Raw genomic sequence first — 25862 nt, 5'->3', positions numbered from 1 at the left:
AAGCGAGGTCAGGGTTGAGGAAAACGTGCGGTATAGACGACAGACTTCACAGAGATGAAAAACAGGCCACTCTTAGTCATAATATTATTAACATTCATATAATTAGAAATCATTACCTCTGAGACTTCCGCGGAAAAAACGCCGGATTGTGGATAAATGACTACCCACAACAGAAGTCACAGCACATACTATATGTTGTCGAAATCCCTTTATTAATAGATCAAGTCATCATGAAAGAAGTCGAAAAGAATGAAATCAAGCGTTTGAGCGACCGCCTCGACGCCATCCGCCACCAGCAGGCAGACCTGTCTCTGGTGGAAGCTGCGGACAAATACGCCGAGCTGGAAAAAGAAAAAACGACCCTCGAAGCCGAAATTATTCGCCTGCGCGAAGTTCAGGGCCAGAAACTGAGCAAAGAAGCGCAGAAGCTGATGAGCCTGCCGCATCGCCGCGCGATTACGAAAAAAGAGCAGGCCGATATGGGCAAGCTGAAGAAAAGCGTTCGCGGACTGGTGATTGTTCATCCGATGACCGCCCTCGGTCGCGAGATGAACCTCAAAGAAATGACCGGCTTCGCTAAAACCGAGTTCTAATCTTTTAGTCCCGAGGCCTCCCCGGTGGCGCTGCGCTGACCGGGGCTACGGAAACACATTCGCTGCCAGCCGCTGGCCGGACAGGCGTATCAGGCGCCATGTCCGGGAATCCCCCCTCCCTCCCGTGTAGTGCTACGCTCACCGGGGCTACGGAAACACATTCGCTGCCAGCCGCTGGCCGGACAGGCGTATCAGGCGCCGTGTCCGGGAATCCCCTTCCCTCCCGTGTAGTGCTACGCTCACCGGGGCTACGGGAATACATTCGCTGCCAGCCGCTGGCCGGACAGGCGTATCAGGCGCCATGTCCGGGAATCCCCCCTCCCTCCCGTGTAGTGCTACGCTCACCGGGGCTACGGAAACACATTCGCAGCCAGTCGCTGGCCGGACAGGCGCTGATTCACCTGTCATTCACATCCATGATCTTTCTCCCTGCCCTATTGGCCCTACCAATTATTTCTTAAACCACTCAACGGTTCACATATCCATCATTTTTAGTCACAGATATATTGCCTGCCAATAACATTTGGTTAACCATTCGTTGTCGTTAACCCTACAACTCAATTTTGGCTGGGCCAGTTTTACAAAAGATGTGATCTGCAAGGAGCGCAGACTCAGCACCACATCTTTGCGGCCCGATGGAGACCTGCATGAACCTCTGGCAACAAAATTACGATCCGGCCGGTAATATCTGGCTCTCAAGTCTTATCGCCTCGTTACCGATTCTGTTTTTCTTTTTTGCCCTGATAAAGCTCAAGCTCAAAGGGTACCTGGCGGCGACATGGACCGTAGCCATTGCGCTGTCGGTCGCGCTGCTGTTCTATAAGATGCCCGTTGACCGCGCGCTGACTTCCGTGGTCTACGGCTTCTTTTACGGCCTGTGGCCCATCGCATGGATTATTATCGCCGCGGTTTTCGTCTATAAAATTTCGGTCAAGACCGGACAGTTCGACATTATTCGCTCGTCGATTCTCTCGATTACCCCTGACCAGCGCCTGCAGATGCTGATTGTCGGCTTCTCCTTCGGGGCTTTCCTCGAAGGTGCGGCCGGCTTTGGCGCTCCGGTGGCGATTACCGCCGCGCTGCTGGTCGGCCTGGGCTTTAACCCGCTGTATGCGGCGGGGCTGTGTCTGATTGTCAACACCGCGCCGGTGGCCTTTGGTGCGATGGGCATTCCGATTCTGGTCGCCGGCCAGGTCACCGGTATCGACAGCTTTGCCATCGGCCAGATGGTCGGTCGTCAACTGCCGTTCCTGACCATCATCGTCCTGTTCTGGATTATGGCGATTATGGACGGCTGGCGCGGTATCAAAGAGACCTGGCCGGCGGTCATGGTCGCCGGTGGCTCGTTCGCCATCGCGCAGTACCTCAGCTCTAACTTCCTTGGCCCGGAACTGCCGGACATCATCTCCTCTCTGGTGTCGCTGGTTTGCCTGACCCTGTTCCTCAAACGCTGGCAGCCGGTCCGTATCTTCCGCTTCGGCGATATGGGCGCCGCCCAGGTCGATCAAACGCTGGCGCGCACCCATTACAGCGCCGGGCAGGTCGTCCGCGCCTGGTCGCCGTTCCTGTTCCTGACCGCCACCGTGACTTTGTGGAGCATCCCGCCGTTTAAGGCCCTGTTTGCTCCCGGCGGGGCGATGTATGACTTCGTCATCAATATCTCCGTGCCATTCCTCGATAAAATGGTGGCCCGCATGCCGCCGGTTGTCAGCGCAGCCACCCCTTACGCTGCGGTGTATAAGTTCGACTGGCTGTCTGCCACCGGCACCGCCATCCTGTTTGCGGCTATACTTTCCATCGTCTGGCTGCGTATGAAGCCAAAAGATGCGCTGGTCACCTTTGGCAGCACGTTAAAAGAACTGGCTCTGCCGATTTACTCCATCGGCATGGTGCTGGCGTTCGCCTTTATCTCAAACTATTCCGGGCTATCGTCGACGCTGGCCCTCGCGCTGGCGCACACCGGCCACGCGTTTACCTTCTTCTCGCCGTTCCTCGGCTGGCTGGGGGTGTTCCTGACCGGTTCAGACACTTCGTCTAACGCGCTGTTCGCCGCGCTGCAGGCAACCGCGGCACAGCAGATCGGCGTCTCCGATATTCTGCTGGTCGCGGCCAACACCACCGGCGGCGTCACCGGCAAAATGATTTCGCCGCAGTCCATTGCCATCGCCTGTGCGGCGGTAGGCCTGGTGGGGAAAGAGTCGGACCTGTTCCGCTTTACCGTAAAACACAGCCTGATCTTTACCTGCATGGTTGGCGTTATTACCACGCTACAGGCCTATGTCTTAACCTGGATGATCCCATGATAGTGATGCCCCGGCGCCTTGCAGACGATGTAGCCCGTCGTGTGCGGGCGCTGATTGAAGAACAGAAGCTGGAGGCGGGCATGCGACTGCCCGCCGAGCGCCAGCTGGCCGCCCTGCTTGGCGTATCGCGCAACTCGCTGCGCGAAGCGCTGGCGATGCTGGTGAACGAAGGCCTGCTGGTCAGCCGCCGCGGCGGCGGGACTTTCGTGCGCTGGCAGCACGAAGCGTGGTCGGAACAGAATATCGTTCAGCCGCTAAAAACGCTGCTTGCCGACGATCCCGATTACAGCTTTGATATTCTGGAAGCCCGCCACGCCATCGAAGCCAGCACGGCCTGGCATGCGGCGATGCGCGCCACCGACGCCGAAAAAGAGCGCATTCGCCTGTGCTTTGAAGCGACCCAGAGCGAAGACCCGGACCTGGCCTCGCAGGCTGATGTTCGCTTTCATCTGGCGATTGCCGAAGCCTCGCACAATGTGGTGCTGCTACAAACCATGCGCGGCTTTTTCGATCTCCTGCAATCCTCGGTCAAACAGAGCCGCCAGCGGATGTACCTTGTCCCGCCGGTATTCGCCCGTCTGACTGAGCAGCACCAGGCCGTGATGGAGGCCATTTTCGCCGGTGACGCCGAAGGCGCGCGTCAGGCGATGATGGCGCATTTAGGCTTTGTCCACGCCACGATTAAACACTTTGATGAAGACCAGGCCCGCCAGGCGCGAATTACCCGCCTGCCCGGTGACCACAATGAAAATGCCAGGGAGAACCCGTGATGATTATTTCAGCCGCCAGCGACTATCGCGCAGCCGCACAGCGAATCCTGCCACCGTTCCTGTTCCACTATATCGACGGCGGCGCCTATGCCGAGCACACGCTGCGCCGCAACGTTGAAGACCTGTCTGATGTGGCGCTCCGCCAGCGGGTGCTGAAGAATATGTCGGACCTGAGCCTGGAGACGACGCTGTTCAAAGAAAAGCTCTCCATGCCGGTGGCGCTGGCACCGGTCGGGCTATGCGGGATGTACGCTCGCCGCGGTGAAGTACAGGCGGCAGGCGCCGCGGATGATAAAGGCATTCCGTTTACCCTCTCCACCGTTTCCGTGTGCCCGATTGAAGAGGTCGCTCCGACCATCAAGCGCCCGATGTGGTTCCAGCTGTATGTCCTGCGCGATCGCGGCTTTATGCGCAATGCGCTGGAGCGCGCCAAGGCTGCGGGCTGTTCAACTCTGGTCTTTACCGTTGATATGCCGACGCCGGGCGCCCGCTATCGCGATGCCCATTCCGGCATGAGCGGCCCGAATGCGGCGATGCGCCGCTACTGGCAGGCGATGACCCATCCGCAGTGGGCATGGGACGTTGGCTTAAACGGCCGCCCGCATGACCTCGGCAATATTTCCGCCTATCTGGGTAAGCCGACCGGACTTGAGGACTACATTGGCTGGCTGGCCAACAACTTCGATCCGTCCATTTCCTGGAAAGACCTTGAGTGGATCCGCGAATTCTGGGACGGCCCGATGGTGATCAAGGGGATCCTCGATCCGCAGGATGCGCGGGATGCGGTGCGCTTCGGCGCCGACGGGATCGTGGTCTCCAACCACGGCGGCCGCCAGCTCGACGGCGTTCTCTCCTCAGCCCGTGCGCTGCCGGCCATCGCCGATGCGGTAAAAGGCGATATCACCATCCTCGCCGACAGTGGTATTCGTAACGGTCTCGATGTGGTGCGCATGATCGCGCTGGGCGCCGATAGCGTGCTGCTGGGCCGCGCCTATCTGTACGCGCTGGCTACCCACGGTAAGCAGGGCGTAGCCAACCTGCTGAATCTGATCGAGAAAGAGATGAAGGTGGCGATGACCCTGACCGGAACCAAAACCATCGGTGAAATCAGCCGCGACTCTCTGGTTCAGAACGCCGACGCGCTGCAAACCTTCAATGCGATTAAGCAGGGTAACGCTGCGTAATCCCCCCGCCCGGCGCTCACCCACAGGGATGAGGGCCGGGCAAATATCTGCTATTCTGCCCGCGCGATTAAGAGCCTAATGAGACAGGGCAGCATGCTGAACATTGTACTATTCGAACCTGAGATCCCGCCAAATACCGGGAACATCATCCGCCTGTGCGCCAACACCGGCTTCAATCTGCATATTATTGAGCCGATGGGTTTCACCTGGGACGATAAACGCCTGCGTCGCGCCGGGCTGGATTACCATGAATTTACCGCCGTTCAGCGCCATCGTGATTATGCTGCCTTCGTGGAAAGCGCCAGGCCGCAGCGCCTGTTCGCCCTGACCACGAAAGGCACACCGGCTCACAGCGCGGTCAGCTATCAGGATGGCGATTTTTTGATGTTTGGCCCGGAAACGCGCGGCCTGCCGGCCAGCATTCTTGATGCCCTGCCGGCACAGCAGAAAATCCGTATTCCGATGATGCCGGACAGCCGCAGTATGAACCTGTCAAATGCGGTGTCGGTGGTGGTGTACGAGGCCTGGCGCCAGCTGGGGTACCCGGGCGCGCTATTGCGCAGTTAGCCTGAGTTATTCCCGGATTGCGGCGCGCTGCGCCTTATCCGGGCGACCCGATGTCACGGGTCCGTAGCCCGGCTAAGCGCCAGCCGGGGGAAAGCAGTACGGCAGCGGATTCCGCGATAGCGGCGCAGGCGCCCGATCCTCGCTACGCAGGCAGCGCGTTATCGGGATAACCCGCTTCTAGATACCATCGCCGTACTCAAAGGTATGGTGAATACCATTAAAGTGCTGATCCATATCCATCGCCGGCTTGTCGCTCTCTGGTTTACCGACGATACGCGCCGGTACGCCGGCAGCGGTGGTGTGCGGCGGTACGGGCTGTAGCACCACGGAACCGGCGCCAATTTTCGCCCCCCGACCCACTTCGATATTGCCGAGGATCTTCGCGCCGGCGCCAATCATCACGCCTTCACGGATTTTCGGGTGACGATCGCCGCTGGTTTTACCGGTACCGCCGAGGGTCACGGACTGCAGAATCGACACGTCGTCCTCAATCACCGCCGTTTCGCCAACCACAATACCGGTAGCGTGATCGAGCATAATCCCACGGCCAATTTTCGCCGCCGGATGGATATCCACCTGGAAAGAAACGGAAACCTGATTTTGCAGGAAAATCGCCAGCGCCCGGCGCCCCTGATTCCACAGCCAGTGGCCAATGCGATAGGCCTGCAGCGCGTGGAAACCTTTCAGGTACAGCAGCGGCGTGGAGTACTTATCGACCGCCGGGTCGCGGGTGCGCACGGCCTGAATATCGCAGGCGGCGGAGGCGATCATCTCCGGATCGGCGGCATAGGCCTCTTCCACCACCTCACGAATGGCGATGGCGGGCATAATCGGCGACGCCAGCTTATTCGCCAGCATATAGCTCAGGGCGCTGCCCAGATTTTCGTGCTTGAGGAGCGTTGCGTGGTAAAAACTGGCGAGCATAGGCTCACAGTCGGCCAGAGCCCGGGCTTCGGCTTTAATATTGTTCCAGACGATATCCAGTTCTTCACACGGCATTGCTGACTCCAGGCGATAGCAGAATGACCGGCCAGTTCTACGCTGACCGGGTCATCGAGGTGACAAAGGTTCCTTTAAGCTTAATTGCTGCGCTCGTCCTTGCGTGCGCGGCCTAATAAAGTCAATGCTGCCTCGCGCGCAATTTTTCCGCAATACAATACCTGATAAATTTCCTCGGTTATTGGCATTTCGACACCTAAACGCTGTGCCAGAACGCGAACTTCCTTGGTATTGCGATAGCCTTCAACCACCTGGCCAATCTTATCCTGCGCGCTTTGCACATCCATACCCTGGCCGAGCATCATGCCAAAACGGCGGTTACGCGATTGGTTATCGGTACAGGTCAGCACCAGATCGCCCAGCCCCGCCATCCCCATAAAGGTTTCCGGATCGGCGCCCAGCGCGGTACCGAGACGCGACATTTCAACCAGACCACGGGTTATCAGGGCCGTACGCGCATTGGCGCCAAAGCCGATGCCGTCAGACATCCCGGCGCCAATGGCGATGACGTTTTTCACCGCCCCGCCAAGCTGCACGCCGATAAAATCCGGGTTGATATAGACGCGGAAGCTTTTACCGCAGTGCAGCAAGCGCTGCAGGTCGTCGGCAAATTGCGGCTCCGTGGATGCCAGCGAAATGGCCGTCGGCAGCCCTGCCGCCAGCTCTTTGGCGAAGGTCGGGCCGGAAATAACCGCCAGCGGGATCGTGTCGCCCAGCGCTTCGCGCGCGACATCCTGCAGCAGGCGACCGGTTTCAGCCTCAAGGCCTTTCGTCGCCCAGACCAGGCGCGCATCCGGACGCATCAGCGGTTTAATCTGTCGCAGAACCTCACCAAAGACGTGGCTTGGCACCACAACCAGAATGTCGCGGCTGGCAGCCAGCGCGGCAGACAGATCGCTTTCAAGATGCAGCGTGTCAGGGAAAGGGACGTCAGGAAGGAAAGCGGCATTGCAGCGGTCATGTTGCAGCGTCGCGATATGTTTCGGGTCATGGCCCCAGAGCACAACATCGTGGCCATTTCTTGCCAGTGTGATGGCAAGAGCGGTGCCGTATGAGCCGGCACCGATCACAGTCATTGCAGCATTAAGTGCGTTCATCAGGCATCCTGATGTTGTTCGGCACCTTCGCCAGCTTGCTGCTGCAGATAGTTCATGAACAGCGCATCAAAGTTCACTGGCGCAAGGTTCAGTTGCGGGAAGGTACCGCGAGACACCAGGCTGGTAATGCACTCACGAGCATACGGGAACAGAATGTTCGGGCAGTATGCGCCGAGGCAATGCGCCATCTGGTTGCCGTCAATGCCGTCGATAGAGAAGATGCCGCCCTGCTGTACTTCACACAGGAACGCGGTTTCTTCGCCCAGCGCAGCGGTTACGGTTACGCGCAGCACCACTTCGTAGACGCCTTCAGCCAGCTGGCTGGAAGCGGTGTCCAGATCAAGTTTAACTTCCGGCTGCCAGTCTTTCTGGAAAACTTGCGGCGCATTTGGCGCTTCAAAGGAAATATCCTTGGTATAGATACGCTGGATCTGGAAAGTCATTTCGGTGCTGTTTTGTTCTGACATAGTAAAACCCTTTCGTGTTGTCCTTAAATACGCCTACCCGGCCTGGGTGGACGCAAAATTAGCGCAGCAGGGGATCAAGTCCACCACGTGAATCAAGCGCATACAAGTCGTCACAGCCGCCAATGTGCTGCTCATCAATAAAAATCTGCGGAACCGTCGTGCGACCGCTGCGTTGAATCATCTCTTCACGCTTCGCGGCATTGCCATCAATCGGCAGTTCATTGAACGTTACGCCTTTGCTGTTCAGCAGTGCTTTCGCACGGATACAGAACGGACAGGTCGCTTTGGTGTAGATATCAATATTGGCCATGACTTCACTCCTGTTTTTACCCGCAGGATGTTACGCCGCAGACAAGGCTGCCCCCAACGGATCGCCGCAGCGGGGGAAACCTGACTACGTCATAAAGACGTGGGTAAATTTATTTGCCGCGTACCAGCGGAAGGTTTTCGCCGCTCCAGCCAGCGATGCCTTCTTTCAGTACAAAGACCTTTTCGAATCCGGCTTTATTCAGCGCGCTGGCAGGCTCTTGCGCCTGCATACCGGAACCGTCTACCACTATAATGGGTTGTGCTTTGTGTTTTTCCAACTCACCAACGTTATTTGCCTTGATTTCGGTCGGCAGCAGGTTGATGGAGCCCGCGATATGGCCTTTACGGAAGTCGTCACGCTGACGCAGGTCGACAACCACGGCATCTTCTTTGTTGATCAGACGCGTCGCTTCACCACGGGTAATGACTTTAACTTTCGACATCAGCCCCTTAAAGGTGGTGAACAGCACCGCCACCAGCAGCGCGATCCACGCGATGCTCAGGACGGGGTGACGGCCGACGAATTGCATAATTTCTTGCATGGGGGGTTACAACTCCCGACTAAGTGATAAAAAAACCAGGGAAGGAGTATACCTGTGCATTGCGGCAAATACAGCCAGTGAGCGCGATGTAATGTATTTTCTGCGGCCCGTCACGAAAAAATCCCCTTCCGACGACTTTCGTGCGGGCCCGACGCTCTCTTTCTTTGATCTTTTACGGTGCTTTGAACGATTCAGCTGTAGTAAAATTACGCAAATTTTCTGTCTTTGAGCATGAGGTTGTCGCAATGTCGAATTCTAAAAAGCCGATGGTACTGGTCATTCTGGATGGCTATGGCTATCGTGAAGACCAGCAGGATAACGCGATTTATAGCGCGAAAACGCCAGTCATGGACGCATTGTGGGCGAAACGTCCCCATACGCTGATTGATGCTTCTGGCCTGGAGGTTGGTCTGCCGGATCGCCAGATGGGCAACTCTGAAGTGGGTCACGTTAACCTCGGCGCCGGTCGTATCGTTTACCAGGATCTGACCCGTCTTGATGTCGAAATCAAAGAACGCACGTTTTTTGCAAACCCGGTGCTGACCGCCGCGGTCGACAAAGCCGTTGCTGCGGGTAAAGCCGTGCACATTATGGGCCTGATGTCCCCTGGCGGCGTTCACAGCCACGAAGACCACATTATGGCGATGGTAGAGCTGGCCGCCGAGCGCGGAGCAGAAAAAATCTACCTGCACGCTTTCCTCGATGGCCGCGACACGCCGCCGCGCAGCGCTGAAAACTCACTGGCGAAATTTGAAGAAAAATTTGCCGCTCTCGGTAAAGGCCGCGTGGCTTCCATTATTGGCCGCTACTACGCCATGGACCGCGACAATCGCTGGGACCGCGTTGAGCAGGCATATGATCTGATGACCCTGGCGAAGGGCGAGTTCCAGGCCGACACCGCCGTTGCCGGTCTGCAGGCCGCTTACGCTCGCGATGAAAACGATGAATTCGTGAAGGCGACCGTGATCCGTGCCGAAGGCCAGGCCGATGCCGCGATGGAAGACGGCGACGCGCTGATTTTCATGAACTTCCGTGCTGACCGCGCCCGTGAAATCACCCGCGCCTTCGTCAACGCCGATTTCGACGGTTTCGCCCGTAAGAAAGAGGTCAAACTCGACTTCGTGATGCTGACCGAATATGCCGCCGACATTAAAGTCGCCTGCGCATACCCGCCGGCGTCCCTGGCCAATACCTTCGGCGAGTGGATGGCAAAGAACGACAAGACTCAGCTGCGCATCTCCGAAACCGAGAAATACGCGCACGTGACCTTCTTCTTTAACGGCGGCGTTGAAGAGCCGTTCAAAGGCGAAGATCGTATTCTGATTAACTCGCCGAAAGTCGCAACCTACGACCTGCAGCCGGAAATGAGCTCCGCCGAGCTGACCGAAAAACTGGTTGCTGCTATCAAGGGCGGTCAGTACGACACCATCATCTGTAACTATCCGAACGGCGATATGGTCGGTCATACCGGCGTCATGGAAGCGGCAATTAAAGCCGTTGAAACGCTGGACAACTGCATCGATCAGGTTGCCAAAGCGGTAGAATCCGTCGGCGGCCAGCTGCTGATTACCGCCGATCACGGTAACGCTGAACAGATGCGCGATCCGGCAACCGGCCAGGCCCACACGGCCCACACCAACCTGCCGGTACCGCTGATCTACGTTGGCGATAAAGCCGTGAAAGTCGCCGAAGGTGGCAAGCTTTCCGATATCGCGCCAACCATGTTGTCGCTGATGGGAATGGAAATCCCGCAAGAGATGACTGGCAAGCCGCTGTTCATCGTGGAATAATCCTTCCCCATGAGGGGAAAGGCGACTTATTCAAATACATGGATCGCAACGGCTGTTCGATCCGTCCTTTACGCCAGCGCACTCAGCGCTGGCGTATTGCTGTGCGCCGCACCTGCTCAGGCGGATGACCGCGACCAGCTCAAATCTATTCAGGCCGATATCGCCGCAAAGCAGCGGGCGATCAAGCAACAGCAACAGCAACGCGCCTCCCTGCTTGCCCAGCTCAAAGCACAGGAAGAGGCCATCTCTGCCGCCGCCCGCAAACTGCGTGAAACCCAGGATACCCTGAACCAGCTGAATAAGCAGATTGACGAAATGAACGCTTCAATCGCAAAGCTGGAACGTCAGCGCGCCACTCAGGAGCGTAACCTGTCGGCGCAGCTTGATGCCGCGTTCCGTCAGGGGCCGCATACCGGGATGCAAATGATCCTCAGCGGTGAAGAGGGTCAGCGTAACCAGCGCATGCAGGTTTACTACGGTTATCTTAACCAGGCCCGCCAGGAGACCATCGCCCAGCTGAAACAGACGCGTGAAGAGGTCGCCGCGCAAAAGGCGGAGCTGGAAGAAAAGCAGAGCCAACAGCAGACGCTGGTTTACGAGCAGCGCGCACAGCAGGCAAAACTGGAACAGGCGCGGAACGAACGTAAGAAAACCCTTTCAGGCCTTGAATCGTCTATTCAGCAAGGTCAGCAGCAGCTGGGCGAAATGCGGGCCAACGAATCGCGCCTGCGCGGTCGGATCGCGCAAGCAGAAGCCGCAGCGAAGGCCCGCGCAGAGCGAGAAGCTCGCGAGGCTCAGGCCGTGCGCGATCGTCAGCAGGATGCATCCCGTAAAGGTACCACCTACAAACCGACCGAAAGCGAGCGTTCGCTGATGTCCCGCACCGGCGGTCTGGGCTCTCCGCGCGGTCAGGCCTACTGGCCGGTTCGCGGAACGTTGCTTCATCGTTATGGCGAACAGCTGCAAGGTGAACTACGTTGGAAAGGGATGGTTATCGCTGCGTCTGAAGGTACCGAGGTCAAGGCAATTGCCGATGGCCGGGTGATTCTCGCCGACTGGCTACAGGGCTATGGCCTGGTTGTGGTTGTTGAACACGGTAAAGGCGATATGAGCCTTTACGGCTATAACCAAAGCGCGCTGGTCAGCGTCGGCACTCAGGTCCGGGCGGGCCAGCCGATTGCTCTCGTAGGCAGCAGCGGCGGTCAGGGCCGTCCGTCGCTCTATTTCGAAATTCGTCGCCAGGGTCAGGCGGTCAATCCACAGCCGTGGTTGGGAAGATAAGTTTTGCTTCAATTTCGCAGAATTGCATTCGCGGTAGCCGGTACGCTGGCTATGGCATCGCCGGCATTTGCCGGTAAACTCTCCATTGTTATTGACGACTTTGGCTATCGTCCACAGACTGAAAATCAGGTACTGGCGCTGCCAGCAACCATCTCCGTCGCCGTCTTACCCAACGCGCCACACGCCCGTGAAATGGCGACTAAAGCGCACAATCTCGGCCACGAGGTGCTTATTCACCTGCCGATGGCGCCGCTCAGCAAGCAACCGCTGGAAAAAGATACGCTGCGCCCGGAGATGAGCAGCGACGAGATCGAGCGCATCATCCGCGACGCCTATGGCAAAGTGCCGTACGCCGTGGGCCTGAACAATCATATGGGCAGCGCGATGACCTCCAGCCTGTTCGGAATGCAAAAGGTGATGCAGGCGCTGGAGCGCTACAATCTCTATTTCCTCGACAGCGTTACCATCGGCAACACCCAGGCCATGCGCGCGGCGCAGGGTACCGGGGTGAAGGTGATCAAGCGTAAGGTGTTCCTCGATGACACGCAGAATGAGGCCGATATTCGCGTGCAGTTCAACCGTGCCATCGCGCTGGCGCGCCGCAACGGTTCCGCCATTGCTATTGGTCATCCGCACCCCACCACGGTGCGCGTCCTGCAGCAAATGGTCTATAACCTGCCGCCGGATATCACCCTGGTGCGTCCGAGCAACCTGCTGAACGAGCCGCAGGTCGATACCTCAAGGCCCGACAGCGGGCTACCGCCGTCGAAAACGACGCCGCCAACATCGCCGCGTAACCCGTTCCGCGGCGTGAAGTTCTGTAAACCGAAGCATCCGCCGGAGCCGGTATACGCCAGCCGCTTCTTCAGCATCCTGAGCGAAAGTATCCGCCAGAGCCCTCTGGTGCAGTACTACCAGCTGAAATGGCAGGGCTGGGACAACCCAACGAACTAAGCGGATCGGGAATCTGTTCGTTTTTCAGCGGCAGATTCCCGTTTATCTTCAAAGGCATACCAGGCTTTAAAATACTTCATAAAACTGTACAGGGTTGCATATAGCCCGGTCACGGCCCCCACCTTCCCATTCCGCCATGCCCCGCTAAACAGATACCACTTAAAAAAGGCGCCAATCGCGCTGATGATCCCGCGGCCCAGAGAGGGCCTGATCTTCTGATGTTTCACCAGCCGGGTGGTATAACTATTGAGCTTACTAAAGACTTCGTGCAGCGAATAAAAGGTATCGTGACGCACCCGACCCGGGAGTTTGAGGGATCGGGCGTGACCAACCACCTGATCGTCAACCGCGCGGTTGTTAAAGGCCGCCGTAGTACGATTGAATAAGCGAACCGGATAATCCGGCGATGAGACGGGATAAATAGTCCTGACGGGTTCGCCAAGCACATACCAGTAGCGCGGCAGGCGCCAGGCACAGGCGGGGTCGAGATCCTCGCCGGCCTTAAGCCTCAGAATCTCAGCGACAACCTCATTATCGAGAATTTCATCGCTATCCATGCACAGCACCCAGTCATGGCTGGCCAGCGTCGTCGCGTAGTTCATCTGCGCCCCGTGAGCGGTGTAGGGGTGATGATGTACCGTCAGCCCAAACTGGCGACAGATATCCAGCGTCGCATCGGTGCTGCCTGAATCCACAACAATGCACTCATCCGCCACCTTCAGGAGCGGAGGTAAAACCTGGCCTAGCAGGCGGGCAGAATTACAGGTCAGTAAGCATACAGAGAGTTTAAGCATGGTGTTTATAAAATTAAACGGTAGTTAAACGAACTGTATAAACGAATAGGCCAAAAATCGATTTAGAAAAAGTGCGTTCACGATGAAGGATCTGTGAAATGTTATCCAAATCTAAATAAAAAAAAGCGCCCGCAGGCGCTCAGCGTATCTCAGCATAAAACCCGGCCGCAGCCGGGCTGCCGTTTTATCAGATTTAATCCCAGCTCAGCACCACTTTTCCGGACTGGCCGGAGCGCATCGCATCAAAGCCCTGCTGGAACTCATCGATGCCAAAACGGTGGGTAATGATCGGTGACAAATCCAGCCCGGACTGGATCAGTGCGGCCATCTTGTACCAGGTCTCGAACATTTCCCGGCCATAAATCCCTTTGATAAACAGCCCCTTGAAAATAACTTTTGTCCAGTCGATGGACATATCCGACGGCGGAATACCGAGCATCGCAATACGACCGCCGTGGTTCATGGTATCCAGCATGGTGCGGAATGCCGGCGGCGCGCCGGACATTTCCAGGCCCACGTCGAACCCTTCGGTCATCCCCAGTTCGGCCATCACATCGGTCAGGCTCTCTTGCGCAACATTCACAGCACGCGTCACGCCCATTTTACGCGCCAGACCCAGTCGATATTCGTTCACGTCAGTAATAACCACATTACGTGCGCCGACGTGTTTCGCGACCGCAGCCGCCATGATCCCAATCGGGCCTGCGCCGGATACCAGTACATCTTCGCCAACCAGATCGAACGAGAGCGCCGTGTGGACCGCGTTGCCAAACGGGTCAAAAATCGACGCCAGATCGTCAGAAATATTGTCCGGGATTTTGAAGGCATTGAAAGCCGGAATGACCAGATATTCCGCGAAACAGCCCGGACGGTTCACGCCTACGCCGATCGTGTTACGACACAGATGTGTACGGCCAGCACGGCAGTTGCGGCAGTGGCCGCAGGTAATATGCCCTTCGCCGGAAACGCGATCGCCAATCTTAAAGCCGCGTACTTCCTGGCCGATACCCACGACTTCACCCACGTACTCATGCCCTACTACCATCGGCACCGGGATGGTTTTTTGCGACCATTCATCCCAGTTATAAATGTGTACGTCGGTACCGCAAATCGCGGTCTTGCGGATTTTGATCAGCAGATCGTTATGGCCGACTTCCGGTTCCGGTACGTCGGTCATCCAGATGCCTTCTTCCGCTTTCAGTTTGGATAACGCTTTCATCTCACGCCCTCAGGCAATCACGCCCAGTTGTTTACCGATGCGGGTAAAGGCTTCTACCGCACGTTCAATTTGTTCAGGGGTATGCGCCGCAGACATCTGGGTGCGAATACGCGCCTGGCCTTTTGGTACCACCGGATAGAAGAACCCGGTGACGTAAATCCCTTCTTTTTGCAGCTCGCGCGCAAAGTTTTGCGCAATCACGGCTTCGCCCAGCATAACCGGGATAATCGCGTGGTCGGCACCGGCCAACATAAAGCCCGCGGCGGTCATTTTTTCGCGGAACAGGCGCGCGTTGGACCACAGGCGATCGCGCAGTTCAGCACCGGATTCCACCATCTCCAGCACTTTGATAGAGGCAGCAACAATCGCCGGGGCCAGCGAGTTGGAGAACAGATACGGACGCGAACGCTGACGCAGCCATTCAACGACCTCTTTACGTGCAGCGGTATAGCCGCCGGATGCGCCGCCCAGCGCTTTACCTAATGTCCCGGTGATGATATCGACACGGCCCATCACATCGCAGTATTCATGAGAGCCGCGGCCGTTTTCACCGACAAAGCCGACGGCGTGGGAATCGTCGACCATCACCAGCGCATCGAACTGGTCCGCCAGATCGCAGACGCCTTTCAGGTTGGCGATCACGCCGTCCATGGAGAATACGCCGTCGGTGGCGATCAGCACGTGGCGTGCGCCGGCTTCACGGGCCTCTTTCAGACGTGCTTCCAGCTCCTGCATATCGTTGTTGGCATAACGGTAGCGTTTTGCTTTGCACAAACGCACGCCATCAATGATGGAAGCGTGGTTCAGGGCATCAGAAATAATGGCATCTTCCGGGCCCAACAAGGTTTCAAACAGGCCGCCGTTGGCATCGAAACAGGAGGAGTAGAGAATCGCATCTTCCATGCCGAGGAACTCAGCCAGCTTCTTCTCAAGCGCTTTGTGGCTATCCTGCGTACCGCAAATAAAGCGCACGGAAGCCATACCAAAACCGTGGCTGTCCATCCCCGCTTTCGCGGCGGCAATCAGCTCCGGATGGTTAGCCAGACCCAGATAGTTATTGGCGCAGAAGTTAATCACGTTGCTGCCGCCGACGGTAATATCCGCCTGCTGCGCCGACGTAATAATGCGTTCTTCTTTAAATAACCCTTCCGCGCGAGCGGTCTCGAGGCTATTGGTCAACTGTTCGTAAAAATCACCACGCATTGCAACTCTCCAGATTTGGCAAAATTTGGCACATATTACCCAAAGCTATACGCTGATACGAGATGATGCATGCCTGGATGAATTATTTGCAGCATAAATCACGCTCGCCAACCGCTTTTCGGCGAATGGCTGAAGCCTGCTCCATGTGGTGATATGATATGAGTATTCATGTCCGGATTGTCTCTGGACTCCATACTTCAAAGGTTACAGTTATGATCATCGTTACCGGCGGCGCAGGGTTTATCGGCAGCAACATCGTTAAAGCCCTGAATGACAAAGGCATTACCGACATTTTGGTCGTAGATAATCTGAAAGACGGCACCAAGTTTGCTAACCTGGTAGACCTGGATATCGCTGATTACATGGATAAAGAAGACTTCCTGATTCAGGTGATGGCCGGGGAAGAGTTCGGCGAAATTGAAGCCATATTCCACGAAGGCGCCTGCTCTTCCACCACGGAGTGGGACGGCAAGTACATGATGGATAACAACTATCAGTACTCCAAAGAGGTGCTGCATTACTGCCTGGAGCGTCAGATTCCGTTCCTGTACGCCTCGTCGGCGGCAACCTACGGCGGCCGCACCAGCGACTTTATCGAATCCCGTGAATATGAGCAGCCGCTGAACGTTTATGGCTACTCCAAATTCCTGTTCGACGAATACGTCCGCCAGATCCTGCCGGAAGCCGACTCGCAGATCGTTGGCTTCCGCTATTTCAACGTCTACGGGCCGCGCGAAGGGCACAAAGGCAGCATGGCGAGCGTGGCTTTCCACCTCAACACCCAGTTGAATAACGGCGAAAGCCCGAAACTGTTCGAAGGCAGCGATGGCTTCAAACGCGATTTCGTCTACGTAGGCGACGTGGCCGCGGTAAACCTGTGGTTCTGGGAAAACGGCGTATCCGGCATTTTCAACCTCGGCACCGGCCGTGCGGAATCTTTCCAGGCGGTAGCCGATGCCACGCTGGCATACCATAAGAAAGGCAGCATCGAATACATCCCGTTCCCGGAAAAGCTGAAAGGCCGCTACCAGGCATTTACCCAGGCGGATCTGACCAACCTGCGCGCTGCGGGCTACGACAAGCCGTTCAAGACCGTTGCCGAAGGCGTAACGGAATATATGGCCTGGCTCAATCGCGAAACTGACGCCGGTTCACAAAATCATTCAAGCGATAGCAAGGCGGCAACGAAGTAAATCTCCGGGGGCTTACTAAAGTCAGTGACCGGGATGAACGCAGGCAGCCAACGCAGAGATGGCTTGAAGGATGAAGTGAATGAAAATATTGGTGGTTGGCCCGTCATGGGTGGGCGACATGATGATGTCGCAAAGTCTCTATCGCACGCTCAGAGCGCGCTATCCCCAGGCAATCATCGACGTGATGGCACCCGCATGGTGCCGTCCGTTGCTGTCACGAATGCCGGAAGTCAACGAAGCCATCCCGATGCCGCTCGGCCATGGCGCGCTGGCGATAGGCGAGCGCCGTAAGCTCGGACACAGTCTGCGCGAACGACGCTACGACCGCGCCTACGTGCTGCCGAACTCATTTAAATCGGCGCTGGTTCCCTTCTTCGCCAACATCCCGCACCGCACCGGCTGGCGCGGTGAGATGCGCTACGGTCTGCTGAACGACGCGCGGGTGCTGGATAAAGACGCCTGGCCGCTGATGGTTGAACGCTATGTCGCGCTGGCCTATGACAAAGGGGTCATGCTCAGCGCCAAAGACCTGCCGCAGCCGCTGCTGTGGCCGCAGCTGCAGGTTTTTGACGGGGAAAAATCGCAGGTCTGCAATGCATTCAACATCTCTGCCGACCGTCCGATCATCGGCTTCTGCCCCGGAGCGGAGTTTGGCCCGGCAAAACGCTGGCCGCACTACCACTACGCCGAGCTGGCAAAGCAGCTTATCGACGAGGGGTATCAGGTGGTTCTGTTCGGTTCGGCCAAAGACCATGACGCCGGCAACGATATCCTTGCCGCGCTGAATACCCGGCAGCAGGCATGGTGTCGCAATCTGGCCGGAGAAACCCAGCTTGAACAGGCGGTCGTCCTGATTGCCGCCTGTACGGCCGTCGTCAGTAACGATTCCGGTCTGATGCATGTTGCCGCGGCATTGAACCGCCCGCTGGTGGCGCTGTATGGCCCAAGCAGCCCCGACTTCACCCCACCGCTGTCCCACAAAGCGCGGGTGATTCGCCTGATTAGCGGCTACCACAAAGTCCGTAAGGGCGATGCCGCGGAAGGTTATCATCAGAGCCTGATCGATATTACGCCACAGCGCGTACAGGAAGAGCTAAACGCGCTCCTGCAGGAAAAAACCGATAAAGAGGAAGCGTAGCGGATGCGGGTATTGATCGTAAAAACCTCGTCCATGGGCGACGTCCTGCATACGCTGCCCGCGCTGACCGATGCTGTGCAAGCTTTTCCCGGCATTCGCTTTGACTGGGTCGTCGAGGAGGGGTTCGCACAGATCCCGTCCTGGCATGAAGCGGTCGATCGGGTGATTCCCGTCGCCATTCGTCGCTGGCGTAAAGCCTGGTTTTCTGCCCCCATCAGGGGCGAACGCCAGGCCTTTCGCGATGCCGTACGGGCACAGAAATATGACGCGATTATCGATGCTCAGGGTCTGGTCAAAAGCGCCGCGCTGGTCACCCGGCTGGCGCACGGCGTGAAGCACGGTATGGACTGGCAAACCGCCCGCGAGCCGCTGGCCAGCTTGTTCTACAATCGCCGTCACCATATCGCGAAGCAGCAGCATGCCGTTGAGCGCACCCGCGAACTGTTCGCCAAAAGCCTGGGCTACACCCGGCCGGAGAGTCAGGGAGATTATGCCATCGCCCGCCACTTTACCCGCCAGGATGCCGCCTCTGCGGTGCCGTATCTCGTCTTCCTCCATGCCACGACCCGCGATGACAAACACTGGCCAGAAAGCCACTGGCAGGCGCTTATCGCTCTGCTGGCCGACAGCGGCCTGCAGATTAAGTTGCCGTGGGGCGCCCCGCATGAAGAAGCGCGGGCCAAACGGCTGGCGGATGGCCACGACTTTGTCGAAGTACTGCCGCGCATGAGTCTGGAGCAGGTCGCTCAGGTTCTGGCGGGCGCCAGAGGCGTGATTTCCGTTGATACCGGCCTGAGCCATCTGACCGCCGCGCTCGATAAAACCAATTTTACGTTATATGGTCCCACCGACCCGGGGTTGATTGGCGGTTACGGTAAAAATCAGTATGTCGTACGTCCGGAAAGCGGCAACAGTACCGGGGATATTTCCGCCGCCCGTATCGCGCAGCTGCTGCAATCTCAGGGGCTGATTTAATGGGTTCACTGTACAAGCAAATTTACCGCTACACGCGTCCGCGGGCTTTTCGCCATAACGAAAATCTCTGGCCGTATACCAAAATCACCCGTGCCGAAAGCGGTGAAATCCGCACGCTGCAGTACAAAGGTCAACACGTTCCGCTGGTCAGCCTGAGCGCGTTAAAAAACAGCGCGCATGGCGAGGTTTTGTTGACGGCGACCGGCCCCTCCACCCGCCGTATTGATTTTTCACGGCTGCCGGAGAGCGTGCCGGTGATGGGTGTCAACGGCGCCTGGTTTCTCTCTGATACGCTCAGGTTTTCGTTCTACACCATTGTCGATATGGAGTTTTACGACAAGCAACCCGACATTATTCGCTCGGTGATCGGCCAGCCCGATCTTGTGCTGTTTACCACCATGCACGGGATCGCCAAAATCTACGATCGCTATCCGGCCGATCTGCGCTGCCGCCTGGCGCTGATTGAAGACGGCTGCTATAAAATTTACCAGCCTAAAGTCGCCAGCAGCATGATGCGGCAAACCTATCAGCATATCGAAGCGCTGCGCTTCCACCCTGAGCGCCAGGATATCTGCTTTAGCACCGATATCCGCCACGGGGTCTTTGATGCCGGCACCGTGGTCTACTGGTCCTTACAGATCCTCGCCTGGCTGGGGTTCGACACTATTCTTATCAGCGGGCTGGACATGAATAATTTCCACGAACCGCGGTTCTACGAAACACAACAGAATAAACTGCCTTCCTACCTGGCAAACAAAGTGGATGACCTGGTCATGCCGTCCTTTTCGCACGCCGCTTGTGTGCTACAACAAAACCATATTCGGGTCATCAATTTCTCCCAGGAGAGCGCGGTGCCGGAATCGATTTTTGCAAAGGTTTCTTTTGATGCGTACTTTAAAAATAAGTAACTATGCCATTCAGGGTTACTCCATTTTCTTTCCCTTATTTTTATTTTTCAGCGCTATTTTTTGCATCTCCACCCGGACGAATAACCTGCTCCACCTGTCGATTCTGCTGTTCCTGCTGTCTTTACTGAACAAAGACCATCGCCAGGCGCTGGCGGAGAGCACCCGCCAGCAATGGCTGACCTATGCGCTGCTGGTGGTCTTCTTTGTCTACTATGCGCTCAGCAATCTCTGGGGGCATACGCCGCAACATATTGACTCGCCGCTGACTCACGGCACCTACCTCATCTTCTACCTGCTGCTGCTCACCACCCTGATGGGCCATCCCCGCACCCGGCATCTGGCGCTGCTCAGCGTGGTTGCCGGAGTCACCGTGCTGTCTGTCTGGACGCTGGCGATAGACCATACGCTGGTTCTGACCTTACGCGAAGTCTCAGCGGAAAACCCAGGCCCGACCAACGTTATCGACCTGGCAGGATACTGTGGCATCGCCATCTTAATTTGCTGCCTGCTGTTGCAAGAGAAAGCCAGCCATTATCTCTATGTGCCGATCGCTATCCTGCTGGTGATGATGGTCTTTACCCAGAGTCGCGGGCCGATTATCGCCCTGGCGCTGGCCTTCTGCTGCACGCTGCATCTGCAGGTATTTACGCGCCGTAATTTAGCGATCGTCGCCACGCTGGCGGTGGTGCTCGGGCTGGTCTTCTTCCTGACGCCGGTTGGCGACCTGCTGTTAGCCCGCTTTGAGGAGATGGGGACACAGAGTGGTCTACGTTTCAGTATCTGGCGCCATACGCTGGCGGAAATCGCGGACCATCCCTGGCTGGGTCGGGGGTTCGATTATGGACTCGAATTCATTAACTACAGCGGTGAACACATCACCACCACCCACAGCGTCTATCTCGGCTCGCTGCTGAAAGGCGGCATCATTGGCCTGCTGCTGCTGCTGGCGGTCATCGCCAGCGGATTATGGCGGGCATGGTGCAAACGCCGCGGCGACAGCCGATACAGCCTGGCGATTTTCATGTATGCATTGATTTTTATGGCGTCGCAGGGGATGTTTATCGTCAGCAACCCGCGAGAAACCTGGGTGCTGTTCTGGCTACCGCTCGGGATTGCGTTGAGCAACAGCCTGACGGCGAAACGGCCGTAAGGCCGTCGTGAAAGCGTAACCGAAAAGGGCCCGTCCGGGCCCTTTTTTATTACCGCAAACGCGTGGCAACCAGACTATCAGCCTGCTCCTGGATCATCGGCCATATGGCGTCAATCGGGACATCCGCCACGTTCTCTTCCTCGCAGACAATCTGCCTGGCCTTAGCATAACCCGGAGCCCAAATGGTATAACCCGGCAGGCCAGTATCCTTGAGCTTGCGCTTGTTATAGACCGCCACCATCGGCTTATCAAACACCCTGGCAATATGCACAATGGAAGTGTCAGCGGTAATCACCAGATCGCAGCAGCGGATAACTTCTACCGCCGAGTTGATATTGCTGTCAGCCAGATACAGGGCCATATCCAGCCCAAGCTGACGGATTTTCTCGCTGCGACCGACCATCACCACGCTCACTTTATAGGGGAGCTGACGGAGCCGTTCAATGAGCGCGGCGACCTGATGACGGCAGAAATCCTTATCTGTTGAGGCGGTAAAAGGATTGATGGCCACGCATAGCTGTCTGTCACTTTCTGTCGCCAGTAACTTTTCCACTCGCTGGCGCTCGCGTATATCGCCGGGAACGTGATAATGATAGTGCTCATCTCTCACGCCAAAAAGCTTAACCACCTGTTTATAGCGGGCGGAAATATGGCTTTTGCTATCATAAAAGGTGATTGACTGGTCATACAGCTTATATTTCTCTTTATTAAAACCAATGACGCAGGGCGCGCGTAAATCAGAGAGAAACTTAAACCGTTCATAGGTTTTCACGTCATCAAAATCTATAACCGCATCAAAATTAAGTGCGCGTAACGCCGCGAGTGACATGCGCGGTTTATACAAATATACATTCTCAAGAAATATTGAGCCTGCTAATATTTGCATGCATACAGGACCGGTGAGGACAGAAACTTTATAGCCGTGCTCGGCGAGAAGTCTGGCACAGCCGGTGGTTACCACCATGTCGCCGACTTTATCATCCAGACGCAGTAATAAAATGCGCTTCACCTGAGCGGGATTGAACGGCTGGCGCTCAGCTTTATTTCTATAACGAAAATTAATTAAATTAAATTTAATGTCGCGGAAAAAAGCATTTTTCTTCCGCGTCAGTTGTTTAAGGATACGCATACGGTACCTTAGGGTGCCTTTTATCGCTGTGTGTGTTTCCGCTGGTAATATTCTGCCAACGTCATCCCCTTCACCTGCGGCGCCAGCCAGTTAAAAAATGCTTCCAGGTCGACATATAACTGCTCGATATCCTGTTTATTTTTAAATGTTGGGCTGCCGCCGGGCATATACTCAGAAGAGTGCAGCATATATTCGACGTAATCATTGCCCTGAGTCAATGTCTGCTGCACCACTTTCTTCATGGTGTCGACATTTCCCCCCATCGGGCGCAGCCAGTGAACGGAAGGCGAACGCACTTTGCCGCGCAAGCGATCGTAGCCCTGCTTCACGCTGTTCATCCAGCCGGAGTGCTTATATTGAATGCTCATCGGCACTTCCAGCAGCGAAGAGCCGCCTTCGCGACTGATATCGTTCTCGTCAAGGAAATAGGCATGCTGCGGGAAACGACGGTAATCGGTACCACCGTCCCCCTGCGGGGCGCCTTTCGCCGTCTTCCAGTTGACCCGCGGCGTGACCGAGCAGTCAACCAGATAGCCATGCTCCACCAGCAGGCGGGCGTAGCGCTCATCAAACGCCCAGCGTCCGGCGCGATGGCTGACCATTTTCGTCTGGAAAGTGTCTTCCAGCAGATGCGTCATGTAAGCGACTTTTTCGCGCATCGCCGCATCGGAATATTCAATCAGATAGGGTTTATGACGCCAGTCGTCATCGGTCAACGGGTCCGTCGGCGGGCTGTTCCAGGCATGGAGGTGCATGCCGATTTCCGCCGTCCCGCGGGCAATCACATCTTTGGCGAATTCGATATAAAAGGGATCGATCGCCATTTCATAGTTGGTCAAATAGACCGGTTTAAAACCATACTTTTCGCAAAGCTGCTGAAAACGCGGTAAATAGCGCGCATTCTCGGTGGTAATGCTGTCATGTTTTTGCCAGAGGTTATCGCCCTCTGTATCAATCGTGATGAGAAATGCGGGATTGTGCACGAAAACGTCCTCAGAGCATACGTATCGGGTCATGGTAGAGCAATACAACGCTTCTCTCAATCAGTCTGATCCCCTAGAATCGGAAACCTGATATTGAATGAAGAACAGAGAATGACGCCTGAAACCCGCTCTTCCGGCCCTGTGACCCCGACGCGAATCCTGGTTATTAAGCTGCGCCATCATGGCGATATGCTGCTGATCACGCCGCTCATTCACGCCCTCAAACAGCAATATCCCGCGGCCAACGTTGATGTCCTGCTGTATGAAGAAACCCGGGATATGCTCGCCGCCAATCCTGATATCAATCAGATTTTCGCCATTGATCGGCGTTGGAAAAAACAGGGCACCGGCCACCAGCTCAAGATGGAGTGGCAGCTGATTCGTGCGCTGCGCCAGCAGCGCTACGATATGGTGCTCAATCTTGCCGATCAGTGGCCAAGCGCAATTATCACGAAACTGACCGGCGCGCCAATCCGCATCGGCTTTGACTTCCCGAAGCGTCGTCACCCGGCATGGCGTTTTTGTCATACCGCTCTCGCCTCAACACAGCAGCATAACCAGCAGCACACCGTGCAGCAGAATCTGTCGATTCTGGCGCCGCTTGGGCTGGAGATGAATGACGCGCCGGCGAAAATGGGCTACAGCGAGCAGGACTGGCACGTCAGCCGCGCGCTGCTGCCGGAAGGATTTCAGGACAACTATATCGTCATTCAACCGACCTCCCGCTGGTTCTTTAAGTGCTGGCGCGAAGAGCGAATGAGCGCCCTGATTAACGCCCTCTCTGACGCAGGCTACCCGGTCGTGCTGACCTCCGGTCCCGATGCCAAAGAGAAGCAGATGATCGACACCATTATGGCGGGCTGCCCCAATGCTCGTTTGCACTCCCTCGCCGGTCAGCTGACTCTGCGCCAGCTGGCATCCGTCATCGATCATGGCCGCCTGTTTATCGGCGTCGACTCCGTACCGATGCATATGGCCGCCGCGCTGGGTACGCCGCTGGTGGCGCTGTTCGGCCCCTCCAAACTCACCTTCTGGCGTCCATGGCAGGCGAAAGGTGAGGTGATCTGGGCAGGTGATTTCGGCGCTATTCCCGACCCGGATGATATCGACACCGGCACAGACGAACGTTATCTCGATTTAATTCCCACCGACGCGGTTATCGCGGCGGCGAAAAAGGTACTGGCATGAGCAAATTCAGGCTGGCCCTGGTGCGACAGAAATATCGCCCGGACGGCGGCGCGGAGCGCTTTGTCTCCCGCGCGCTGGAAGCCCTTGATAGCAGCAATCTTGAACTGAACGTCATTACTCGCGAATGGCAAGGGCCGGTGAAACCCGACTGGAATATTCATATCTGCAACCCGCGTAAGTGGGGGCGGATCAGCCGCGAACGTGGTTTCGCCGACGCCGCCCGCCGGCTGTGGCAGAGCGAACATTTCGATCTGGTGCAGAGCCACGAACGCATTCCCGGCTGCGACCTGTACCGCGCCGGGGACGGCGTGCACCGCCGCTGGCTACAGCAGCGCTCGCGCATTTTGCCCGGCTGGAAAAGCCGCCTGCTGTTTGCCGACCGCTACCATCGCTATGTCATGCAGGCTGAGCGCGAAATGTACCAGGACTCGCACCTGCGCGGCGTCATCTGCAACGCGGAGATGATAAAACGCGAGATTATTGAAGACTTCGGCCTGCCGGCGGAGAAAATCCACGTTATCTATAACGCCATTGATAACCAGCGTTTTCTGCCGCCTACGGAAGCGGCCTTTGTTGCGCTACGTCACCAATGGAATCTGCCGCTGCAGGCGACCTGCCTGATCTACGTCGGCTCCGGCTTTGAGCGCAAGGGGCTGGATGCGGCGATCCGCGCCATCGCCCCCACCGATCGCTATCTGCTGGTCGTCGGTAAAGACAAAGATCAGAATCGCTATCAGTCGCTGGCGAAAACCCTCAACTGCGAGGAGCGGGTCCGCTTTTTCGGCATGCAGTCGGAAACCCTGCCGTTCTATCAGATGGCCGACGGCCTGCTGCTGCCGACGCTGTACGATCCGTTCCCCAACGTTATTCTCGAAGCGATGGCCTGCGGCCTGCCGGTCATTACCACCACCGGCTGCGGCGGCGCGGAGTTTATCGTTCAGGGCAGCAATGGCTACGTTTGCGATGCGCTGGATATCCCGGCCCTGCAGGAGTCGGTTAGCGCCCTGCCCGCCCGGGCGTTAGGCTCTGCGGAAGGGGAACGCGCCCGCGAGCGCATCATGACCTGCACCAGCGAACGACTCTCGACGCAGCTGCTCTCCCTCTATCAGGATCTGGTGAAATAACG

Annotated in this window: 25 protein-coding genes; 15 read left to right on the top strand and 10 right to left on the bottom strand. The window is 56.7% G+C overall.

All coding sequences use genetic code 11. From position 1 onward, the window contains the following. The first annotated feature begins 230 nt into the window (after positions 1-230). From Q1L34_RS00765 to trmL, 5 genes are all read left to right on the top strand, one after another. On the top strand, positions 231-593 hold the full coding sequence (locus Q1L34_RS00765) for a YibL family ribosome-associated protein (RefSeq protein WP_004868892.1): 363 nt from the start codon (positions 231-233) through the stop codon (positions 591-593). Between the two features lie 647 nt (positions 594-1240). Beyond that, complete coding sequence (gene lldP, locus Q1L34_RS00760; RefSeq protein ID WP_004868894.1) at positions 1241-2896, top strand: L-lactate permease; 1656 nt, start codon at positions 1241-1243, stop codon at positions 2894-2896. Next, positions 2893-3666, top strand: coding sequence for a transcriptional regulator LldR (gene lldR / locus Q1L34_RS00755; RefSeq protein WP_004868896.1), 774 nt, complete (start codon positions 2893-2895; stop codon positions 3664-3666). The genes lldP and lldR overlap by 4 nt, the downstream gene beginning before the upstream one ends. Beyond that, positions 3666-4850, top strand: coding sequence for an FMN-dependent L-lactate dehydrogenase LldD (lldD, locus tag Q1L34_RS00750; protein WP_004868899.1), 1185 nt, complete (start codon positions 3666-3668; stop codon positions 4848-4850). The genes lldR and lldD overlap by 1 nt, the downstream gene beginning before the upstream one ends. Positions 4851-4943: 93 nt before the next feature. After that, on the top strand, positions 4944-5417 hold the full coding sequence (gene trmL, locus Q1L34_RS00745) for a tRNA (uridine(34)/cytosine(34)/5-carboxymethylaminomethyluridine(34)-2'-O)-methyltransferase TrmL (RefSeq protein WP_004868901.1): 474 nt from the start codon (positions 4944-4946) through the stop codon (positions 5415-5417). Between the two features lie 177 nt (positions 5418-5594). Here the strand turns inward: trmL and cysE are convergent, their stop codons facing one another. From cysE to Q1L34_RS00720, 5 genes are all read right to left on the bottom strand, one after another. After that, positions 5595-6416 carry a serine O-acetyltransferase gene (gene cysE, locus Q1L34_RS00740; protein WP_004106845.1) on the bottom strand — a complete coding sequence of 274 codons (822 nt, stop codon included), beginning with the start codon at positions 6414-6416 and terminating at the stop codon, positions 5595-5597. An 80-nt stretch (positions 6417-6496) separates the two neighbouring features. After that, positions 6497-7513, bottom strand: coding sequence for an NAD(P)H-dependent glycerol-3-phosphate dehydrogenase (gene gpsA / locus Q1L34_RS00735; protein WP_004868903.1), 1017 nt, complete (start codon positions 7511-7513; stop codon positions 6497-6499). Beyond that, the gene (secB, locus tag Q1L34_RS00730) at positions 7513-7980 is read right to left on the bottom strand and encodes a protein-export chaperone SecB (RefSeq protein WP_004868904.1); all 468 of its coding nucleotides are present in this window, start codon (positions 7978-7980) and stop codon (positions 7513-7515) included. The genes gpsA and secB overlap by 1 nt, the downstream gene beginning before the upstream one ends. Before the next feature lie 58 nt (positions 7981-8038). After that, positions 8039-8290 (bottom strand): glutaredoxin 3, encoded by a 252-nt coding sequence (gene grxC / locus Q1L34_RS00725; RefSeq protein WP_004868906.1) that lies wholly within the window; start codon positions 8288-8290, stop codon positions 8039-8041. A 109-nt stretch (positions 8291-8399) separates the two neighbouring features. Further along, positions 8400-8831 carry a rhodanese-like domain-containing protein gene (locus Q1L34_RS00720; RefSeq protein ID WP_004868909.1) on the bottom strand — a complete coding sequence of 144 codons (432 nt, stop codon included), beginning with the start codon at positions 8829-8831 and terminating at the stop codon, positions 8400-8402. Positions 8832-9076: 245 nt separating this feature from the next. On the opposite strand from Q1L34_RS00720, the gene gpmM reads away from it, so the two are divergent. Genes gpmM through Q1L34_RS00705 form a run of 3 tightly spaced genes read left to right on the top strand, consistent with a single transcriptional unit; the run spans position 9077 to position 12856 of the window. After that, complete coding sequence (gene gpmM, locus Q1L34_RS00715) at positions 9077-10621, top strand: 2,3-bisphosphoglycerate-independent phosphoglycerate mutase (protein ID WP_032718389.1); 1545 nt, start codon at positions 9077-9079, stop codon at positions 10619-10621. Between the two features lie 9 nt (positions 10622-10630). Then, entirely contained in the window at positions 10631-11902 is a 1272-nt protein-coding gene (gene envC, locus Q1L34_RS00710; RefSeq protein ID WP_015585524.1) for a murein hydrolase activator EnvC, read from the top strand. A gap of 3 nt (positions 11903-11905) precedes the next feature. Then, positions 11906-12856: a divergent polysaccharide deacetylase family protein gene (locus Q1L34_RS00705; protein ID WP_044346796.1), complete on the top strand. Its 951-nt coding sequence runs from the start codon at positions 11906-11908 to the stop codon at positions 12854-12856. Here the strand turns inward: Q1L34_RS00705 and Q1L34_RS00700 are convergent. The 3 genes from Q1L34_RS00700 to kbl all read right to left on the bottom strand — a co-directional run bounded on the left by Q1L34_RS00700 (position 12853) and on the right by kbl (position 16072). Next, a complete protein-coding gene (locus tag Q1L34_RS00700) occupies positions 12853-13650 on the bottom strand; it encodes a glycosyltransferase family 2 protein (protein WP_004868916.1) in 798 nt (265 codons plus the stop codon). The genes Q1L34_RS00705 and Q1L34_RS00700 overlap by 4 nt on opposite strands. Before the next feature lie 193 nt (positions 13651-13843). Then, positions 13844-14869 carry an L-threonine 3-dehydrogenase gene (tdh, locus tag Q1L34_RS00695; RefSeq protein ID WP_004868917.1) on the bottom strand — a complete coding sequence of 342 codons (1026 nt, stop codon included), beginning with the start codon at positions 14867-14869 and terminating at the stop codon, positions 13844-13846. 9 nt (positions 14870-14878) lie between these two features. Then, positions 14879-16072: a glycine C-acetyltransferase gene (gene kbl / locus Q1L34_RS00690; RefSeq protein ID WP_071359036.1), complete on the bottom strand. Its 1194-nt coding sequence runs from the start codon at positions 16070-16072 to the stop codon at positions 14879-14881. A gap of 212 nt (positions 16073-16284) precedes the next feature. Here kbl and rfaD point away from each other — a divergent pair, with 212 nt between their 5' ends. The 5 genes from rfaD (at position 16285) to Q1L34_RS00665 (ending at position 21436) form a co-directional block, all read left to right on the top strand. Continuing rightward, positions 16285-17265, top strand: coding sequence for an ADP-glyceromanno-heptose 6-epimerase (gene rfaD / locus Q1L34_RS00685; RefSeq protein WP_004868921.1), 981 nt, complete (start codon positions 16285-16287; stop codon positions 17263-17265). 79 nt (positions 17266-17344) lie between these two features. Then, on the top strand, positions 17345-18403 hold the full coding sequence (rfaF, locus tag Q1L34_RS00680; protein ID WP_004868923.1) for an ADP-heptose--LPS heptosyltransferase RfaF: 1059 nt from the start codon (positions 17345-17347) through the stop codon (positions 18401-18403). Between the two features lie 3 nt (positions 18404-18406). Continuing rightward, positions 18407-19378 (top strand): lipopolysaccharide heptosyltransferase RfaC, encoded by a 972-nt coding sequence (gene rfaC / locus Q1L34_RS00675; RefSeq protein WP_065907237.1) that lies wholly within the window; start codon positions 18407-18409, stop codon positions 19376-19378. After that, complete coding sequence (locus Q1L34_RS00670; RefSeq protein ID WP_004868927.1) at positions 19378-20286, top strand: WaaZ-like lipopolysaccharide core biosynthesis protein; 909 nt, start codon at positions 19378-19380, stop codon at positions 20284-20286. The genes rfaC and Q1L34_RS00670 overlap by 1 nt, the downstream gene beginning before the upstream one ends. After that, positions 20264-21436 (top strand): O-antigen ligase family protein, encoded by a 1173-nt coding sequence (locus Q1L34_RS00665; RefSeq protein WP_032718394.1) that lies wholly within the window; start codon positions 20264-20266, stop codon positions 21434-21436. The genes Q1L34_RS00670 and Q1L34_RS00665 overlap by 23 nt, the downstream gene beginning before the upstream one ends. A 49-nt stretch (positions 21437-21485) precedes the next feature. On the opposite strand, the gene Q1L34_RS00660 is transcribed toward Q1L34_RS00665, so the two are convergent. After that, positions 21486-22565 carry a glycosyltransferase family 9 protein gene (locus tag Q1L34_RS00660; protein ID WP_032718395.1) on the bottom strand — a complete coding sequence of 360 codons (1080 nt, stop codon included), beginning with the start codon at positions 22563-22565 and terminating at the stop codon, positions 21486-21488. Positions 22566-22585: 20 nt separating this feature from the next. Continuing rightward, complete coding sequence (locus Q1L34_RS00655; RefSeq protein ID WP_004868934.1) at positions 22586-23548, bottom strand: polysaccharide deacetylase family protein; 963 nt, start codon at positions 23546-23548, stop codon at positions 22586-22588. 111 nt (positions 23549-23659) lie between these two features. Between Q1L34_RS00655 and rfaQ the strand changes: the two genes are divergently transcribed. Together rfaQ and Q1L34_RS00645 are read left to right on the top strand one after the other, a co-directional pair. After that, positions 23660-24736, top strand: coding sequence for a putative lipopolysaccharide heptosyltransferase III (gene rfaQ / locus Q1L34_RS00650; protein WP_099144771.1), 1077 nt, complete (start codon positions 23660-23662; stop codon positions 24734-24736). Continuing rightward, positions 24733-25860, top strand: coding sequence for a glycosyltransferase family 4 protein (locus Q1L34_RS00645; RefSeq protein ID WP_004868936.1), 1128 nt, complete (start codon positions 24733-24735; stop codon positions 25858-25860). The genes rfaQ and Q1L34_RS00645 overlap by 4 nt, the downstream gene beginning before the upstream one ends. Positions 25861-25862: the final 2 nt, after the last annotated feature.

The sequence above is a fragment of the Klebsiella ornithinolytica genome (assembly GCF_030505655.1).
Lineage (GTDB): Bacteria > Pseudomonadota > Gammaproteobacteria > Enterobacterales > Enterobacteriaceae > Klebsiella > Klebsiella ornithinolytica.
The sequence above is the reverse complement of the archived record's forward strand: the minus strand, read 5'-3'. Positions and strand labels throughout refer to the sequence as shown.